We start from the raw sequence: 18,363 nt of genomic DNA on the forward strand, positions 1-18,363 counted from the left end.
GGGCCCTGCCTGACTAGGCGGGCCGGCTTTCGCCCTGCAGCAGCGGATTGCGCGAAAACAGCTCCACCACCCAGTCCACAAAAGCGCGCACCTTGGCGCTGAGGTGGGAGTTGGGCGGATAGACCACATAGATCGGCAGCAGAGGGTGTTTCCAGTCCTCCAGCACGCGTTGCAGCTGGCCGTTTTCGAGGTACTTGTGAATCTGGAAGCGGCTGAGCTGTCCTATGCCCTGGCCGGCGAGGATGGCGCTGATATAGGCATTGCCTTCGTTGATGCCCAGGTGGGCGGGACTGGCGATCTCTATCACTTCGCCGCCCTTGTGGAACTCCAGCGGATAGCGCCGCGCCGAGACCGGGGAGAAATAGATCACGTTGCGATGGCCGGACTCCAGGTCGCGCGGATGCTGTGGCACGCCGTGGCGCTGCAGATATTCGGGTGCGGCAACCGTGATGAATTCCAGATTGCCGATGCGGCGCGCCACCAGGGACTGGTCGGCCAGCTCGCCGCCGCGGATTACGCAGTCCACGTTGTCGCTGATCAGGTCCACGGTGCGGTCGCTCACGCCCAGATCGATCTGTATCTCGGGGTAGCGGGACTGGAACTCGCTCAGATGGGGAATGATGAGCAAACGCGCCACGGTGGTTCCCACATCCACGCGCAGACGCCCACGCGGCGTGGTGCGGGCCTGGCTGACGCTGGCCTCGAGATCGTCGAAGTCGGCGAGCAGGCGCACGGCGCGGTCGTAATAGGCTGCACCATCGGCGGTCACGGTGACACGGCGCGTGGTGCGGTTGAGCAGCTTCACGCGCAGGCGCTCTTCCAGCGCCTGAACGTTCTTGGTCACACTGGCTTTTGGCATTTGCAGCGAATCGGCTGCACGCGTGAAAGTGCCGGCTTCCACGACCCGCGCGAAAATACGCATGGCCTGTATCTGATCCATGGGATCTCCTTGTCCTCGCGAAAACCCGGACTCGCCGAGGATGCGGGATTCTCACACACAGCTCACACCGTCATTGTTCGAGAATTGGAAACAGTGTGGCCGCGTTTGCGGGGTTTATACCGTCACTTGCTGTTGCTACATTTCTGTTCCATCACCCGGTCCTGTCCGGAAAATCCATGTCAAACACCAAAGCCACCGCATCGCAGCCGATTCCTCATACCGACACCACGATCTCCGTGGCCGACGGTGTGCAGGCCGATGTGCGCATATACGGCGGCAAGCGGCGCGGCGAAGTCGTCCCGCTGGTGCTGCATTTCCATGGTGGCGCCTTTGTGGCCGGCGATCTGGACAACGGCTGCACCGTCGGCAGCTCGCTGGCGGCGGCCGGGGCCTGCGTGGTGTCGCTGGCCTATCCGCTGGCACCCGAGCATCCGTTTCCGCGTCCGCTGGAGTTGGGCTACGAGGTGCTGCTGTGGGCCTACAAGCAACGCAGCAAGCTGGCCGGAAAGGGCGCTCCGCTCTACCTGGCCGGTGAAGAGGCCGGAGCCAATCTGGCGGCAGGCGTCTGCATGATGGCGCGCGATCAGCAGCAGCCGCCGCTGGCCGGGCAGATTCTGATCTCTCCCATGCTGGACCCCTGCTCGGCCACGCCTTCGCAGCGTGCCGCTCAGGGCGAGTCCGTCGAATGCAAATGGGCTTCGGGCTGGTGCCAGTACCTGGGCGAGCCGCATGATGCGGAGCACCCCTATGCGGTGCCGGCGCGAGCCCGCCGTCTCGCGGGACTGCCGCCGACGCTGATTCTGGTCGGCGAGGCCGACCCCATGCGTGACGAGGCACTGAACTATGGCGCGCGCCTGGAGGCTGCCGGCCTGAGCGTGCATCGCCATGTGTTTGCCGAAGCCGGGCAATGGCCGCAGGCGCTGCTGGAGCAGCCGCCCGAGTCCTGCCCTTGCGCCGCGCAGCTGCAGGAGCAGCTACGCCAGTTTTTCGAAACCACCCGATGTCGGCTCTGAGCTGATTTTGCCCTGCTGAGACAGCTGACCTGATCCGGCCCCGCGGGCCGGACGCAGCACGGCTGCGCCTTTTTCTTCTCTTTCTCATTCGATTCCTGGCCTGAGCGCTGGAAGGGATGAGTCTTGCCCGCCGCCGAAAGAGCCGCTACCGCTTTCAACCCTTGAACCAAAGACATTGCCATGAACGAGCACTCCAAACTCTCCAATCGCCGCCGGTGGGCCGCCGCCGGCGTCGCCGCTGCCGTGATCGCCACGACTGCCGCCATGCTGGGCCTGTCATCGCATGCCGAAGCGCCCGCTGCGCAAGCCGCCGCGCCGGCCGTGCCGGTTTCGGCAGCCCAGGTCCTGCAGCAGGACGTGACGCTGTGGAATGAATTCTCCGGTCGCCTCGAAGCCGTGCAGCGCGTGGATGTGCAGCCGCGCGTCTCGGGAGCTGTGCAGGCCGTGCATTTCAAGGAAGGCGCGCTGGTCAGGGCCGGTGATCTGCTGTTCACCGTGGACCCGGCGCCCTATGTGGCAGACGTCGATCGCGCCGAAGCCCAGGTCGTTGCCGCCAAGGCGCGCATGGCCTATACCCAGAGCGAGTCCGAGCGCGCCACGCGTCTGTGGGATGAGCGGGCGATCGCGCAAAAGGAATACGACGAGCGCGTGAATGCCCGGCGCGAGGCCGATGCGAATCTGCGCGCCGCCCAGGCTGCGCTGCAGACCGCCAAGCTGAACCTGGGCTACACCCAGGTCAAGGCGCCGGTGAGCGGACGCGTGGGCCGCATCGAGGTCACGGTGGGCAATCTCGTGAGCTCGGGAGCCGGTGCTCCGGTGCTGACCACCCTGGTGTCGGTGGACCCCATGTACGCCAGTTTTGACGCGGACGAGCAGATCGTGGCCCAGGCGCTGCAGGGTCTGCAGAGCGCAAGCCAGGGACGCAGCACGCGTGCGCTGATTGAAACCATTCCCGTTCAGATGGGGGTGGGTACCAGCGGCGGCACGCCTTATGTCGGTCATCTGCAGCTCATAGACAACCAGGTCGATGCCAAGAGCGGCACGGTGCGCGTGCGGGCCGTGTTCGGCAATGTGGACGGCACGCTCATGGCCGGCCAGTTCGCGCGCATCCGCATGGGCCAGCCCCAGACCACTCAGGCCGTGCTTATCAACGAGCGCGCCGTGGGCACGGACCAGAGCAAGAAATTCGTGCTGGTGATTGGCGCGGACAACAAGGCCGAGTACCGGGAGGTGCAATTGGGCGCACCGGTGGACGGCCTGCGCGTGGTCACTTCGGGCCTCAAGGCCGGCGAGCGCATCGTCGTCAACGGACTGCAGCGTGTGCGCCCCGGCGTGGTGGTGGCGCCTCAGGACGTGCCCATGGATGCCAAGGCCGAGCTGGCCGATGGCCGCGGCGCCGCCAAGCAACCCACGGTCTGAGAACCCTTAATCCTCCGACACCATGAACCTTTCCCGATTTTTCATCGACCGCCCGATCTTCGCGGGTGTGCTGTCGGTGCTCATCTTTCTCGCTGGCCTGATCGCCATGCGGACGCTGCCGATCTCGGAATACCCCGAGGTCGCTCCCCCCTCGGTGGTGGTGCGAGCCCAGTACCCGGGCGCCAACCCCAAGGTGATCGCCGAGACCGTGGCCACGCCGCTGGAGGAATCCATCAACGGCGTGGAAGGCATGCTTTACATGGGCAGCCAGGCCACCACCGACGGCGTGATGACGCTGACCGTGACCTTTGCCCTGGGCACTGACCCCGACAAGGCCCAGCAGCTGGTGCAGAACCGCGTTTCGCAGGCCGAGCCGCGCCTGCCCGAGGAAGTGCGCCGCCTGGGCGTCACCACCGTCAAGAGCGCGCCGGACCTGACCATGGAGGTCCACCTGGTCTCGCCCAACAACCGCTACGACATCGACTACCTGCGCAACTACGCCGTGCTCAACGTGAAGGACCGCCTCGCGCGCATCCAGGGCGTGGGCCAGGTGCAGATCTTTGGCGGCGGCGACTACTCCATGCGTGTGTGGCTCGACCCGCAGAAGGTTGCGCAGCGCGGCCTCTCGGCCAGCGACGTCGTGTCGGCCATCCGAGGCCAGAACGTGCAGGCCGCCGCCGGCGTGGTGGGCGCATCGCCCGGCCTGCCCGGCGTGGACCTGCAGCTGTCCATCAACGCCCAGGGCCGCCTGCAGACCGAAGAAGAGTTCGGCGACATCATCGTGAAGACCGGTGCCGATGGTGCGGTGACGCGCCTGCGCGACATCGCCCGCCTGGAGCTGGGCGCGGCCGACTACTCGGTGCGCTCGCTGCTCAACAACGACCCGGCCGTGGGCATGGGCGTGTTCCAGGCGCCGGGCTCCAACGCGCTCGACATCTCAGCCAATGTGCGCAAGACCATGGACGAGATCCAGAAGAACATGCCCGAAGGCGTGGAGTACCGCATTGCGTACGACCCCACGCAGTTCGTGCGTGCGTCCATCCAGTCCGTGATCCACACGCTGCTCGAAGCCATCGCCCTCGTGGTGCTGGTGGTGATCCTGTTCCTGCAGACCTGGCGCGCGTCCATCATCCCGCTGCTGGCTGTGCCGGTGTCGGTGGTGGGCACGTTCGCGGTGCTGCACCTGCTGGGTTTCTCGATCAACGCCTTGAGCCTATTCGGCCTGGTGCTGGCCATCGGCATCGTGGTGGACGACGCGATCGTGGTGGTGGAGAACGTCGAGCGCAACATCGAGGCGGGCCTGACCCCGCGCGAGGCCACCTACCGCGCCATGCGCGAGGTGTCCGGCCCCATCATCGCCATTGCGCTGGTGCTGGTGGCGGTGTTCGTGCCACTGGCTTTCATCAGCGGGCTCACGGGCCAGTTCTACCGCCAGTTCGCGGTGACGATTGCGATCTCCACGGTGATCTCGGCCATCAACTCGCTGACCCTGTCGCCCGCGCTGAGCGCGCTGCTGCTCAAGGGCCACGACGAGCCCAAGGACGCGCTTACGCGCGGCATGGACAAGGTGTTTGGCGGCCTGTTCCGTGGCTTCAACCGCATGTTCCATCGCGGCTCCGAGGCCTACAGCGGCGGCGTCAAGCGCGTCATTGGCCGCAAGGCGCTGATGTTCGTGGTCTACCTCGCGCTGGTGGGTGCCACCATGGGCCTGTTCAAAATCGTGCCCGGCGGCTTCGTGCCCGCGCAGGACAAGCAGTACCTGATCGGCTTTGCGCAGCTGCCCGACGGCGCCACGCTGGACCGCACCGAGAACGTGATCCGCCGCATGGGCGAGATCATGAAGGAGAACCCGAACGTCGAAGACACGATCGCAATGCCCGGCCTGTCGATCCACGGCTTCACCAACAGCTCCAACTCCGGCATCGTGTTCGCCACGCTCAAGCCCTTTGCCGAGCGCACCCGTGCTGACCAGAGCGGCGGTGCTGTGGCGGGGCAACTGAACCAGGCGTTCGGCAGCATCCAGGACGCGTTCATTGCCATGTTCCCACCACCACCGGTGGCGGGCCTGGGCACCACGGGCGGCTTCAAGCTGCAGATCGAGGACCGCGCCTCGCTGGGCTACGAAGCCATGGACAACGCCGTGAAAGCCTTCATGGGCAAGGCCTACCAGACGCCCGAGTTGGCGGGCCTGTTCACCAGCTGGCAGGTCAACGTGCCGCAGCTCTATGCCAATATTGACCGCACCAAGGCGCGCCAGTTGGGTGTGCCGGTGACGGACATCTTCGACACGCTGCAGATCTACCTGGGCAGCCTGTATGCCAACGACTTCAACCAGTTCGGTCGTACCTACAGCGTGCGCGTGCAGGCCGATGCGGCCTACCGGGCGCGGGCTGAAGACGTGGGCCTGCTCAAGGTGCGCTCTGCCACCGGCGAGATGGTGCCACTGTCGGCGCTGATGAAGATGGAGCCGAGCTTCGGCCCCGAGCGCGCCATGCGCTACAACGGCTTCCTGGCCGCCGACGTGAATGGCGGGCCCGCTCCCGGCTTCTCTTCGGGTCAGGCCCAGGCAGCCGTCGAGCGCATTGCTGCCGAAACCCTGCCGCCCGGCATAGGTTTCGAGTGGACCGAGCTGACCTACCAGGAAATCCTGGCCGGTAATTCCGCCGTGTTGGTGTTCCCCATTGCCATCCTGCTGGTCTTCCTGGTGCTGGCGGCTCAGTACGAAAGCCTGACCCTGCCGATTGCCATCATCCTCATCGTACCCATGGGCCTGCTGGCCGCCATGACGGGCGTGTGGCTGAGCGGCGGCGACAACAATGTGTTCACGCAGATCGGGCTCATCGTGCTGGTGGGGCTGTCGGCCAAGAACGCCATCCTGATCGTGGAGTTCGCCCGCGAGCTGGAGTTTGCCGGCCGCACGCCCGTGCAGGCCGCCATCGAAGCCAGTCGCCTGCGCCTGCGCCCCATCCTGATGACCTCGCTGGCCTTTGTCATGGGCGTGCTGCCCCTGGTTCTGTCCACAGGCGCGGGAGCCGAGATGCGCAGCGCCATGGGCGTGGCGGTGTTCGCCGGCATGATCGGTGTGACGGCCTTTGGCCTGTTCCTCACGCCGGTGTTCTATGTGGTGCTGCGCCGCCTGGCCGGCAACCGTCCGTTGCAGCAGCATGGCAGTCATGTGGCGCCGATCAGCGAGTCGGGTCACGGCGCCTCGGCCCTTCCCATGCCTGCTGCGCCGCGCGGCCATGACGAATAAGCCCCAATCAACCATGGATTCCGATATGAAAACGATGCAAGGCATTCGATCCCTGATGCCGTCCCTGAGCGCGCTGATGGCGGCCCTGGTGCTCGCGGGCTGCGCGAGTGCGCCGCCCACGGTGGCCGAGCATGCCGGCGTTGCGGTGCCCGCAAGCTTCAGCGTCCAGGCCGCCGCCGCAGGCTGGACACAGGCCGCCCCGGCCGAGGCCCAGCCACGCGGTGCCTGGTGGCGGGTATTTGCCGACACCGAGCTCAGCGCTCTGGTGGAGCGTGCGGGTGAAGCCAATACCGATGTGCAGACCGCTGCGGCACGCCTGGCCGAAGCACGGGCACTGCTGCGCTCGGCCGATGCCCAGCGTCAGCCGCAGATCGGTGCCGCAGGCGGTGCCGCCCGTCAGGCCGGTGTGAACACCGCGAACGGCATGCAGCCCGCAACCTTGGTCACGGCCGGCTTGAACTTCTCCTACGAAGCGGATCTGTTCGGCCGCCTGTCGCGGGCCAGCGAAGCGGCACGCGAGGATGCCAATGCACGCGAGGCCCTGCTGCAGAGCACGCGCCTGATGGTGCAGGCCGATGTGGCGCAGACTTATCTGCAGCTGCGTTCGCTGCAGACCGAACGCCAGCTGGTCGAGCAGAGTCTGGCTGCCTATCGCGAGACCTTGACGCTGATCGAGAAGCGCTACCGCGCTGGCGATGCGGCAGAGCTGGATGTGGCGCGCATGCAGACCGAGGTTTCGGCCACCGAGGCGGAGACACTGGCACTTGAGCGCCAGCAGGCCGCCCTCACGCATGCGCTGGCCGTGCTGGTCGGCGATGTGGCCAGCGGTTTTGCGCTGGCTTCGCAGCCGCAGGCAGCCACGCTGCCGATGATTCCGGCAGGCGTGCCCGCGACGGTGCTGGCGCGCCGCCCCGATGTGTCGGCGGCCCAGGCATCGGTGCTGGCGGCCCAGGCCCGCGTGGGCGTGGCGCAGGCCGCGTGGTTTCCGGCCATCACGCTCACGGGCAATGGCGGCTACGCCTCGCCGGAGCTGGGCGATCTGTTCAAGTGGTCGGCACGTTCCTGGGGCATAGGCGCCTTGCTGTCTCTGCCCATCTTCGACGGCGGCCAGCGCGCAGCGCAGGAAGAGGGGGCCCGTGCACGTCTGGAGGCCGCCGTGGCCGCCCAGCGCGGTCAGGTGCTCGCGGCCTTTCGGGATGTGGAAGATCAGCTCAGTGCCTTGCGCCTGCTCTCGGGCCAGGCCCGCGTGCTGGGGCAGGCTGTGCAGTCTTCCGAGCGCGCCACCCATCTCTCGGACGTGCGCTATCGCAACGGTCTGGTGAGTCAGCTGGAGCTGCTCGATGCGCGCCGCAACGAGCTGCGCAACCGGCGCCAGGCCTTGCAGGTGCGCACCGCGCAGTACACGGCCACGGTGGCGCTGATCCGCGCGCTGGGCGGAGGCTGGGACAGCGGAGAGCCTGTGGCGGCAAGCAGCTGAGGCGAGAGCTGTCCCGTCCGCCCTGGCGGCCGGTTTGCCGGCTTGTGACTCCTGCTGCACAGCCAGCCGTGCCCGTACAGGCTCAGTGGTTTGATGGGCATCAAGGCAAGACTTGAGGCTCTGGCGGCGCGGGCGCCAGTGGTGCTAGATTCATTGACGGTCCATGTGGATCGTCAATGGATGCTTCATGAACATCACTTTTCACGGTGCGGCGCAGTCGGTCACGGGGTCCTGTTTTCTGGTCGAGACGCATGGCTGTCGATTTCTGATCGACTGTGGCATGGCCCAAGGCGGCCGCGAGGCTGACGAGCACAACCAGCAAGCCTTTGCCTTTGATGCCGCAGGTCTGGATTTCGTCGTCCTGACCCATGCGCACATCGATCACAGCGGCCTGCTGCCCAAGCTCGTGGCCCAGGGCTTCAAGGGCCCTATCTATGCCACGCTGGCCACCAAGGACTTGCTCGAGGTCTTGCTCAAGGACAGCGCCCATATTCAGATGGTGGATGCCGAGCGTGCAGCGCAGCGCCGGCGTGAAGGCCGGGGGCACGAGCGCGAGCCGGCGGTTCCTCTGTATTCACTGGCCCATGTGGCGAGCACGCTGGAGCAGGTCCAGGCCAGGGCCTATGGACAGCGTTTTGAACCCCATCCTGCGGTGACGGTACGTTTTCAGGATGCCGGGCATATTCTGGGCTCGGCCATTGTGGAGCTGTGGCTGGCAGATGGCCATGGCGGCACGCGCAAGCTGGTGGCCAGCGGCGATCTGGGCCAGCCGGGGCGGGTGATCCTGCGCGATCCCACGCCGATCATGGAGGCCGATCTGCTGCTCATCGAGTCCACCTATGGCGACCGGCAGCACAAGAGCACGGGCGATACCCTGGAGGAGCTGGTCGATGTGGTCACGCGCACGGCGCCCCATGGCAATGTGGTAATCCCGGCATTTGCCGTGGGGCGCACGCAGGAGCTGCTCTATCACTTTCTGCAGCTGATCCAGCAGCAGCGCCTGCCGCCGGTAGAGATATTCGTGGATTCGCCGATGGCGGTGGCGGCCACCGATATCACGCTGCGGCACTTCGGCGTGTTCGATGAGGAGGCCAGGCAGTTGCTGGGCAGCGTCAGGAGACTCAAGGAGTCGCCGCACATTCACTTCATCAGCGATGTGGAGGACTCCATCAAGCTCAACCGCATCAAGAGCGGCGCTGTCATCATCTCGGCCAGCGGCATGTGCGATGCGGGACGGGTGCTGCATCATCTGAAGAACAATCTGTCCAGGCCCGAGTGTGCGGTGGTGATCTGCGGCTTTCAGGCTGAAGGTTCGCTGGGCCGCAGGTTGGTCGACGGTGCCAGGCAGGTGCGCCTGTTTGGAGATGACGTCGAGGTCCGTGCCGGTATCCATACTCTGGGCGGCTTTTCGGCCCATGCAGACCAGCAGGCCCTGCTGGACTGGGCGGCCGCTTTTACCCGCCCGCCGCAGCAGACCTTTGTGGTGCATGGGGAGTCGCATGCATCCCGGGCCTTGGCCACGCTGCTGCACGAGCGCCTGCATTTCACGGTGCAGGTTCCGCAGCCGGCTCAGGTCTTCGAGTTCTAGAGCGTGCCGGGAGTCTCCGAGATGCGGAATCCGTCTTGCGCACGGCCTGTTGCATGATGTTCTGGCGGCGAAGCCTGATGCCGGTCGAGGCCGGTTTCGCGCAGCGGCTTTTCGGCACTACGCTGAATGAACTGTTGCCCGGCATGCGTCTGCATGTGCGGCGTCTGGGCGATACCAGGCGCGCGCTGTCCCTGGGCGGCGGGCGCATCTATCTGCCGCGCAGCTTTTTCGAGCATGCCGATCCGCATCGGCCGCTGCGACTTTCCCACCCTGTGGTGGCAGGTGTCTTCGCCCATGAGCTGCTGCATCAGTGGCAGCGGCTGCAAGGCCGGGCCGTGACCTGGGAGGCCCTGGGCCTGCATCTGCGCGCGGCATGCCTGCGGCGCGATCCCTATCACTATCAGGCCTGTGCAGATCCGCAGCGGATGCTGCAGTGCTTTCTGGACGCAAGCGTGGAGCAGCAGGGGCAGATCTGGCAGGACCATGTTCAGGCCCTGGTGCAAGGCCAGCCGCTGGCCTGCATGTGCCTGATTGCCGAGCATGTGCTCAAGGCTCAAGCTGGCCAATCCAGGTCGGGCCGAGCCAGCAAAGGCTAGGCCGCCGGGTTGAGCGCGGCTATCAGATCGTGCTCGTCCACATCGCGCGCCGCGCCGAAGCCTGCCACATGCCTGCCGCCTTGCGGCGTAATGCAGACAAAACGAAAGTCGCCCAGCGCCGTCATGGGCTCGGCTTCGGGAAAGCGCGCCAGATAGCTGGCACGGGCGCCTTGCCACAGGCCGCTGTCGCGCGGGGGAGTGGATGCCACGCCCTGAATGCTGATGCGCTCCAGCGCATGCACGGCTTCGCCAGCGGACTCTGGCCTGCTCATCAGCAGGCTGACGGCAGGATGCTGCTCCATGGCCTGTGTGTGGCCGGCAAGCGCACTCACATGCAGTATCAGGCAGCTGAATTCACCACTCCAGGCCCAGGGCACCAGAGACAGGCCCGGGGCGGGGAGATATCCGGGGGCTGATGAACCGGCCTGTGGCTGAACGGCCAGGGCGGCAGTACGCTGACTGGCGAGTAGCTGGCGCAGCGACTGCTGCAGGCGTGATTCATGAGGCATTTGCGCATGGTAAGCCAGAGCACGGGGCAGGACCAGCTTGAGCCGCGCCAGGCCGCGTCGACCGTCACCTGCGTGACCGACTGTTGGGGGCATCCCGGATGCCGGGCCGAGGTTGCGGGCCTAGTCTTGCGGACTGATTAGTCCACCCGGACTATGTATACGCTTTTCTGATTGCCTGACTCATGCCCGCTCACCACAAGTTTTGGCCCAATCGGCTGCCACATTCCATCACCGTTCCCGTGACCAGTGTCTGGGAAAACCTTGCTATCAATGCCAGGCGCTATCCGGACAAAGCCGCGCTGGTGTTTCTGGGCCGCACCACGACCTACCGGCAGCTGTGCGAGGGAACGGAGCGCATGGCCGCCTATCTGCATGGCCTGGGCGTGCAAAAAGGTGACCGTGTCATCGTGCTGATGCAAAACAGTTCGCAACTGGTGCTGGCGCATTACGCCATCTTTCGAGCCAATGCGGTAGTTGTACCGGTCAACCCCATGAATACGGCTGAGGAGCTCAAGCACTACATCACGGATTCGGGCGCCAAGGTGGCCATCACCACGGCTGATCTGGCACCGGAGCTGGCCAAGGCCAGCAATGCCTTGCCGCAGTCCGAAGCATTGGAGCACTTGCTGGTCACCCGGTTCACCGACGGTTTTGATGCCGATGTGCAAGGGCCGGATGCACCGCCCGAAGCCTGGCGCAACTGGCTGCTTGGCGAGCGCGAACCCGCAAGCCTGAGCCATGGCAAGGTCCATGCCTGGATGCAGGCACTGGCCTGCAGCGAGCTGCCGCCGCCGCATACCGCAGGTCGTGACGACCTGGCCTTGCTGCCCTATACCAGCGGCACCACGGGCCAGCCCAAGGGCTGCATGCACCTGCATCGCAGCATCAACCACAACGCCGTTTCCGGCGCGCTGTGGGGCACGGGCAACAGCGAGAACGTGGTGCTCGCCGTCGTGCCCATGTTTCACATCACAGGCATGGTTTCCGTGCTGCACAGTGCCATCTACATGGGGGCGACGCTGATCATCATGCCGCGCTGGGAGCGCGAACTGGCAGGGCGCCTGATCTCGCACTATCAGGTCACCAGCTGGACCAATATCCCGACCATGGTGATCGATCTGCTGGCCAGCCCCAACTTCGCGTCCTTTGATCTGTCCAGCCTCAAATACATCGGCGGCGGCGGTGCCGCCATGCCCCAGGCCGTAGCCCAGCGGCTGCTCGAGCAGTACGGGCTGCGTTTTTGCGAGGGCTATGGACTGACCGAAACCGCCGCACCCTCGCACAGCAATCCTCCCGACCATCCCAAGCAGCAATGTCTGGGCATCCCCTTCATGAGCACCGATGCACGCGTGATCAGCCCCGACACGCTGGAAGAGGTGGCGCAGGGAGAACAGGGCGAGATCGTGGTCAACGGACCCGAGGTGTTCGAAGGCTACTGGCAACGCCCCGAAGCGACCGAGCAAAGCTTTATGGAGCTCGATGGCAAACGCTTTTTCCGCACCGGGGATCTGGGGCGCGTGGATGAGGATGGCTACTTTTTCATCACCGACCGGCTCAAGCGCATGATCAATGCCAGCGGCTTCAAGGTATGGCCCGCCGAGGTGGAGTCGCTGATGTTCCGCCATCCTGCGATTCAGGAGGCCTGCGTGATCTCCGCCAAGGATGCCTATCGCGGCGAGACCGTCAAGGCCGTGGTGGTGCTGCGTGCCGGCCATGAGGCGACGACGGCAGAGCAGATCATCCAGTGGTGCCACGACAATATGGCAGTCTACAAGGCCCCACGTCTGGTGCAGTTCGTGACGGCTTTGCCCAAGAGCGGCAGCGGCAAGGTGATGTGGCGAATGCTTCAGGAGCAGGAAGCCGCAGTTTGAAATGCAAAGAGGAGGAGTGATGGAAGCAGCTTCTCCGTAGATTTGCGGTATGGCGTGCTTTCTGCTTGCTTCTATGTTTTTATAGGCCAATGTAAAGGCCTATCTTTTCTTCGTTAATGACTGCCGCTTGGTCTTAGTCAATGGCTGAGACCGGCGGCAGAAGCTGTCATTGCAAATATTTCGCTGAGCACCGCTTCAATGCCAGTGGGTGTACAGATGAGGTCAAGCGTCAGTCTTGATGCATCTGACTCCTGTATATGAACCTTATTTTTCAGACGTGGCCATCCACCTCAAGAAAACCACATATTTAGAGTGGCTAACACCACTTCGTCATAGCCCCTCGCAGAGCAGTTATGCTTGCGGCTCTCATGGCACGACGACCCGTAAGCAAAGAACTGTGGCGACAGCTACAACCCCTGATCCCAGCCTTCGTGCCTTCTGCCAAAGGCGGTGCGCGCAAGCTCGCGGTCAGCGACGAAGCCACCCTCAACGGCATCCTGTTCGTGCTGCAAACAGGCATCCCATGGGAAGACCTTCCCCAGCCCCTTGGATACGGCAGCGGCATGACTTGCTGGCGGCGCCTGCGCGACTGGAATGTCGCTGGTGTCTGGGAGCAGTTGCACCAGGCCATGCTGATCCGCTTGCGTGAACACGACCAGATCGATTGGAGCCGGGCCAGCATTGATGGCTCCTCGGTACCAAGCCCCCGGGGGGCCAGGAAACGGGCCCCAACCCCACGGACAGAGGCAAGCTCGGCTCCAAACGACACATCGTCGTAGATGCCAGGGGCATCCCGCTGGTGATCTTGGTCAGCGGCGCGAACCGGCACGACTCCAAGATGTTCGAGAGGTGCGTGGACGCGATTCCTGCGATTGCAGGCTTGTCAGGGCGTCCCCGTAAAAGACCAGCTAAGCTGCACGCCGACAAAGGCTACGACTTCAAGCGATGCCGGACCCACCTGAGGCAGCGGGGCATCATCGGCCGGATTGCCAGACGAGGCGTTGAGAGCAGCCAGCGGCTGGGCAAGCACCGATGGGTGGTGGAGAGGACGCACAGCTGGTTTGCTGGCTTTGGCAAGCTGCGAATCCGCTTTGAACGACGGCTGGATATCCACGAAGCGCTGTTGAAGTTGGCGGCAGCGATTATCTGTGCACGCTTCGTGGATAGGTGGTGTTAGCCAGCCTTAGTTTGAGGCGTATGACCTGAGCGATTACTTATTTTGTCACCCAACATCCGAAGGGTAGAGAAAGGACACCACGTATCCGAGGCGGGGCTTCGCCCATCCAAGTTTGGCGAGGGTTCATACCTGAGGAAGCTCAGCGCTTTCGGAGATTGAGAAGACTATTGTGCCTGTCGCAGATGGCGACAAAGCTTTGACGGTCCGGCCTTCCGTGCAAACCCTTGGTCATGCAAATGTGTATTGATTATTTTGGAATTCAATTTCAAAATAATCAAATCAACAAGGGGCATAGCATATGAAGACCATTGAGCGCTCGGATGAGCGTATTCTTTCCTCGGACATCTTTGAAAGCGAGCGCAGCTATGTGGGGCAGCGGTCTGCCCAGTGCTACGAAGAGCCAGGCAGAAGCATTCCGGTACACCACGATTGCGATGTCCTGGTCGTCGGAGGAGGTCCTGCGGGAACGGCTGCGGCCGTATCCGCTGCGCGTCAGGGCGCACGCGTTACGCTGCTGGAGCGCTACAACCATCTGGGAGGCTTGTCCACGGGCGGACTCGTGATCTGGATAGACCGCATGACTGACTGGGCAGGGGTTCCAACCATACGCGGCTTTGCGGAGGATGTTCTGGGGCGTCTGCCATCTGATGCCATTGCCGGACCAATGCCGGAAGAGTGGGGTATCCAGGATCCCACCCGGGCTGCTTATTGGGCCCAGCGGACGGCCGCCTATCACGGAATCGTCACTTGGTCTCCCACCATCGACCCAGAGCGGCTGAAGCTGGCATGCCAGGAAATGGTGCTGGAGAGCAAGGTGCGCCTGTTGTTCCACGGCTGGGGTTCGGTGCCCATTGTTCAGGACGGAGCAGTGCGCGGAATGGTCTTCGAGAGCAAGGAAGGGCGCATGGCGATACGCGCCCGGGTGGTTGTCGACTGCACGGGAGATGGGGATGTGTTCGCCCGTGCGGGCCAGCAGTTCGAAACCGATATCGAAGCCAACGATGTGCACCATTGCATGAACACCTCGTGGCTGTTTGGCGGTGTGGACATGACGCGTTGGATCGAGTTCAAGGCGGGCCAGCCCGAACAGTTCACGGAATTCATGCGCCGGGGCAGGGAGCGCGTGGGCTTGTTTGAGCGCCCGTTTGTCTCATGGCGAAACGATGTGGCCCTCTTCATGGGGCCGAGACAGTCGGGTTACTCGGCCTTGAATGTGGATGACCTCACTGAGGTGGAGATTCGCTCGCATCGACTCATGGCCGCGCATCTGGAGTTCTTTCGCAACAATGCGCCAGGCTTTGAGCATGCCTACATGCTGACCAGCGCCCCTCAGATCGGCGTAAGGCATACACGGCGTCTGGTTGGGGTCGGCAAGATGCTCCGCAGCCAATGGGATTCCGGTCAGCCTCTGCCCGATGAGGTGGGTGTCACGCCGGCCGTCTCGCCCAAGTTTCCCAACATCTCCATCCCGTATGGCGCCCTGGTACCACAGGCGCTCAATGGCTTGCTCGTTGCTGGGCGTCATCTTTCCTGCGATGCCAACTCCCACGGCTTCATGCGAGAAATTCCCCAATGCTGGACGACCGGGCAGGCTGCAGGAACGGCTGCCGCATTGGCGGTCAGCGCCCAGGTGGAGCCGCGTCAGGTGGATATTGCGAAGCTGCAGACAGCGCTGCTGCGCCAGAACGTGTTCTTGAGACCCGGCGCATATGAGCTGGTAGGTCAAGCCGAAGTCACAGCCTTGGCCTGAATGTGACAGGCTTCGGCATGCGACGACTGGACGCCATCGCGGAGAGCCGCAGTGCCAGGTCTTCGCTACGTCGGGGCCGGGAACTGCCACACTGTGCATCTTCAATTGACTATCTACGAGCACACATGAGCCGACCTTCCAAAGCCTCCTCTTCCATGCATGCCGGCGACCTGGGCCAGACCGCCTTGAGCAAGGGTGATACGGTCAGTGCCCTGGAGCGCGGAATCGCCGTGCTGCGTTGCTTCAGCCGTACAGACAGAGTGCTCAGCAACACCGAGTTATCGGAGCGTACAGGCATACCCAAGCCCACGGTCACACGCCTGGCCGCAACACTGGTTTCGCTGGGTCTGCTACGTCAGAACGCCGCCACTGAGAGCTTTGAACTGGCGGCTGGAGTGGTTTCAATGGCCCAGGCCTTTCTCTCGGGACTGGACGTGCGTGCACGTGCCCGCCCCCATATGCAGACGTTGGCAGACCTTACGGGAGGAACCGTGCTGCTGGCGGTGCGTGATGGTCTGGAGATGGTGCTCATCGAGGTCAGCCGACCGCGCATGTCCATGATATCCAGCACGCTGGATGTGGGTTCGCGGGTGCCGCTGCCCAATTCGGCACTGGGCCGAGCCTATCTGGCCGGCGTCGACGAACGTGAGCGTGCGCAGCTGATCGAGACCCTGCATCTGTCGCGCGGTTCCGAATGGCCGCGCCTGCTGCCGGGGCTGGACAGCGCGCTGGCCGAAGCCGGCCGGTGCGGCTACGCGGGCTCTTTCGGCGAGTGGCACCGTGAGATTGGCTCCCTGGCCACGCCCATACAAGGACCGAACGGGGAAGTGATGGCATTGAACTGCGGAGGTCCGGCCTTTGCCTTCAATGCCGAGAAGCTGCACGGCGAGGTGGCAAAGCCGCTGCTGGCCACGGCAGCCAGCATTGCCCAGGACATAGGAGGCAGTTTGCCCCTGTCCCAATCATTACAAAGAAGGAACCCATGAGATTGACCGACCAAGAGAAGGCCATGTACGACGGCCATGAAGGCCCAGCAGTCCAGCGCGCCATGGACTTGCTGGTGCGTTACGGTGAAGCACTGGGCGCGGAGCGCTTGGTGGATACACGCAATGTCTGCGGCACCGTCAGTGCCTCCACGCCTTTCATGAGGGACTATGCGCGGCAAAAAGGCGGGATGGATGCGGTGTTTTCCGAGTTCAACCTCGACAGCGACGACGTGGTCAGCATTCCGCCCGTCAAGGCCTTCACCAGCCATCTGCAACTGGGCTTCGATCCGCAACAGCCGCAGCGCATGGGACTGAGCGAGGAAATCGTCCACTTCTACAAGCAGGGGGAGCGCTATACGGCAGAGCACGGCATACAACTGCTCAACACCTGCACGCCCTACCAGGTCGGCAACATTCCCACGCGCGGTGAGCACTGTGCCTGGATGGAGTCCTCGGCGGTCGTCTATTGCAACTCGGTGTTGGGCGCTCGCACGAACACCGAAGGGCGTGAAAGCACTGGAGCTGCTTCGCTGACTGGAAAAATCCCTTACTGGGGCTTTCATCTTGATCAGCATCGATTGGCCACCCACCACATCCAGCTTGAGGTGCCCGTGGAAACCACGGCCGACTGGGGCTTGCTGGGCTATTACATCGGCGAACTGGTGCAGGAAAGCGTTCCCGTGGTCAGCGGCCTGAGGTCAACGCCCGACCTAGCCCGGCTCAAGCATTTCGGTGCTGCCGCAGCTTCTTCGGGAGGCGTGGAGATGTATCACCTGGTGGGCACGACGCCCGAGGCCAATACGCTGGAGCAGGCTCTGGGCGGCAGGTCGGCGCGGCATGTGCTGCGCTATGGCGAGGCAGAACGCCGCCAGGCCTATGAAAAACTCAATCACACGGCCCGCGACAGCCAGGTGGACTATGTGATGCTGGGATGCCCCCACTACACGATAGAGCAGATCTGGGAAGCCGCCATGCTACTGAAAGGGCGCAAGGTGCATGACAACAGCGCACTGTGGATTTTCACGCCGAGAGCCATCAAGGCGTTGGCCGACCAAAATGGCTACACCCGCATCATCGAAGAGGCGGGCGGCGTGCTCATGTCCGACAGTTGCTCGGCCATGAGCCGGGCCACGCCTCAGGGCACCAAGGTCGTGGCGCTGGACTCGGCCAAGCAGGCGCATTACCTGCCCGCCATCCTGGGCGTGCAAGCATGGTTTGGAACAACGGCCGAATGCATCGACGCTGCATGCACGGGCCAGTGGAAGGGGGCTTACGCATGACGACGGTGGACATCATGGATCAGCAGGTCCTGTGCGGGCGCAAGGTGGTGGGCGGCTGCGTGGAGGGCGAGGTGCTGTGCACCGAGGCCCATATTTCAGGTTGGGGCGGCATCGATTCACGCACCGGCACCATCGTGGAAACCCGCCACCCGCTGAGGGGGCAGAGCTTTGCGGGCAAGGTGCTGGTGTTTCCCGGCGCCAAGGGCTCTTCGGGCTGGTCGAATGCCTTTCACCTGACGCGCTCCATGGGCGTGGCTCCGGCGGCCATGCTGTTCACGGAGATGAGCACCAAGATCGCTCTGGGCGCGGTGGTCACACGAGCGCCAGCAATGACCGACTTCGATGCCGACCCGCTGGTGGTGCTGCGCACCGGTGACTGGGTTCGGGTGGATGCGGACAAGGGCATCGTGCAGTTGCTCAGGCGAGCGCAAGAGCAGCCGACAGTCCCGTAGCCGCCAGGCCTGACACTGGGCCGCAGACGACCGGGGCGAACGGGCAAGACAG

Annotated in this window: 14 protein-coding genes; 12 read left to right on the plus strand and 2 right to left on the minus strand. The window is 64.0% G+C overall.

The genetic code is table 11. The features are described 5' to 3' along the window. Window positions 1-13 precede the first annotated feature (13 nt). Window positions 14-940, minus strand: coding sequence for a LysR family transcriptional regulator (locus MPZ60_RS11350; RefSeq protein ID WP_034352167.1), 927 nt, complete (start codon window positions 938-940; stop codon window positions 14-16). 176 nt (window positions 941-1,116) lie between these two features. Here MPZ60_RS11350 and MPZ60_RS11355 point away from each other — a divergent pair, with 176 nt between their 5' ends. The 6 genes from MPZ60_RS11355 to MPZ60_RS11380 all read left to right on the plus strand — a co-directional run bounded on the left by MPZ60_RS11355 (window position 1,117) and on the right by MPZ60_RS11380 (window position 10,286). Then, window positions 1,117-1,953 (plus strand): alpha/beta hydrolase, encoded by an 837-nt coding sequence (locus tag MPZ60_RS11355; protein ID WP_003066465.1) that lies wholly within the window; start codon window positions 1,117-1,119, stop codon window positions 1,951-1,953. 180 nt (window positions 1,954-2,133) lie between these two features. Next, on the plus strand, window positions 2,134-3,372 hold the full coding sequence (locus MPZ60_RS11360; protein WP_034352172.1) for an efflux RND transporter periplasmic adaptor subunit: 1,239 nt from the start codon (window positions 2,134-2,136) through the stop codon (window positions 3,370-3,372). A gap of 22 nt (window positions 3,373-3,394) precedes the next feature. Continuing rightward, on the plus strand, window positions 3,395-6,625 hold the full coding sequence (locus tag MPZ60_RS11365; protein ID WP_242881734.1) for an efflux RND transporter permease subunit: 3,231 nt from the start codon (window positions 3,395-3,397) through the stop codon (window positions 6,623-6,625). A 13-nt stretch (window positions 6,626-6,638) separates the two neighbouring features. Beyond that, window positions 6,639-8,102, plus strand: a complete 1,464-nt coding sequence (locus MPZ60_RS11370; RefSeq protein ID WP_242882089.1) for an efflux transporter outer membrane subunit — start codon at window positions 6,639-6,641, stop codon at window positions 8,100-8,102. A 187-nt stretch (window positions 8,103-8,289) separates the two neighbouring features. After that, on the plus strand, window positions 8,290-9,690 hold the full coding sequence (locus MPZ60_RS11375) for an MBL fold metallo-hydrolase RNA specificity domain-containing protein (protein ID WP_242881732.1): 1,401 nt from the start codon (window positions 8,290-8,292) through the stop codon (window positions 9,688-9,690). 77 nt (window positions 9,691-9,767) lie between these two features. Further along, window positions 9,768-10,286 carry a hypothetical protein gene (locus MPZ60_RS11380; RefSeq protein WP_242882088.1) on the plus strand — a complete coding sequence of 173 codons (519 nt, stop codon included), beginning with the start codon at window positions 9,768-9,770 and terminating at the stop codon, window positions 10,284-10,286. Here the strand turns inward: MPZ60_RS11380 and MPZ60_RS11385 are convergent. After that, window positions 10,283-10,795, minus strand: a complete 513-nt coding sequence (locus MPZ60_RS11385; RefSeq protein WP_242882087.1) for a pyridoxamine 5'-phosphate oxidase — start codon at window positions 10,793-10,795, stop codon at window positions 10,283-10,285. The genes MPZ60_RS11380 and MPZ60_RS11385 overlap by 4 nt on opposite strands. A gap of 182 nt (window positions 10,796-10,977) precedes the next feature. Between MPZ60_RS11385 and MPZ60_RS11390 the strand changes: the two genes are divergently transcribed. The 6 genes from MPZ60_RS11390 (at window position 10,978) to MPZ60_RS11415 (ending at window position 18,311) form a co-directional block, all read left to right on the plus strand. After that, window positions 10,978-12,666, plus strand: a complete 1,689-nt coding sequence (locus MPZ60_RS11390; protein WP_242881730.1) for a long-chain fatty acid--CoA ligase — start codon at window positions 10,978-10,980, stop codon at window positions 12,664-12,666. 368 nt (window positions 12,667-13,034) lie between these two features. Continuing rightward, window positions 13,035-13,843, plus strand: a protein-coding gene (locus tag MPZ60_RS11395; protein WP_122974715.1) for an IS5 family transposase whose coding sequence is annotated in 2 segments (ribosomal slippage) — window positions 13,035-13,365 and window positions 13,365-13,843 — 810 coding nt in all. Because the reading frame shifts where the segments join, the coding sequence is not laid out codon by codon here. A 298-nt stretch (window positions 13,844-14,141) separates the two neighbouring features. After that, entirely contained in the window at window positions 14,142-15,593 is a 1,452-nt protein-coding gene (locus MPZ60_RS11400; protein WP_034352302.1) for an FAD-dependent oxidoreductase, read from the plus strand. 125 nt (window positions 15,594-15,718) lie between these two features. Then, entirely contained in the window at window positions 15,719-16,579 is an 861-nt protein-coding gene (locus MPZ60_RS11405; RefSeq protein ID WP_052087148.1) for an IclR family transcriptional regulator, read from the plus strand. After that, window positions 16,576-17,859, plus strand: a complete 1,284-nt coding sequence (locus MPZ60_RS11410; RefSeq protein WP_034352307.1) for an aconitase X catalytic domain-containing protein — start codon at window positions 16,576-16,578, stop codon at window positions 17,857-17,859. The genes MPZ60_RS11405 and MPZ60_RS11410 overlap by 4 nt, the downstream gene beginning before the upstream one ends. Further along, entirely contained in the window at window positions 17,856-18,311 is a 456-nt protein-coding gene (locus MPZ60_RS11415) for an aconitase X swivel domain-containing protein (protein WP_034352310.1), read from the plus strand. Before MPZ60_RS11410 ends, MPZ60_RS11415 begins: the two co-directional genes overlap by 4 nt. Window positions 18,312-18,363 lie beyond the last annotated feature (52 nt).

Origin of the sequence: Comamonas sp. 7D-2 (genome assembly GCF_022749555.1) — a bacterium.
Classification (GTDB): Bacteria; Pseudomonadota; Gammaproteobacteria; order Burkholderiales; family Burkholderiaceae_C; genus Comamonas; species Comamonas thiooxydans.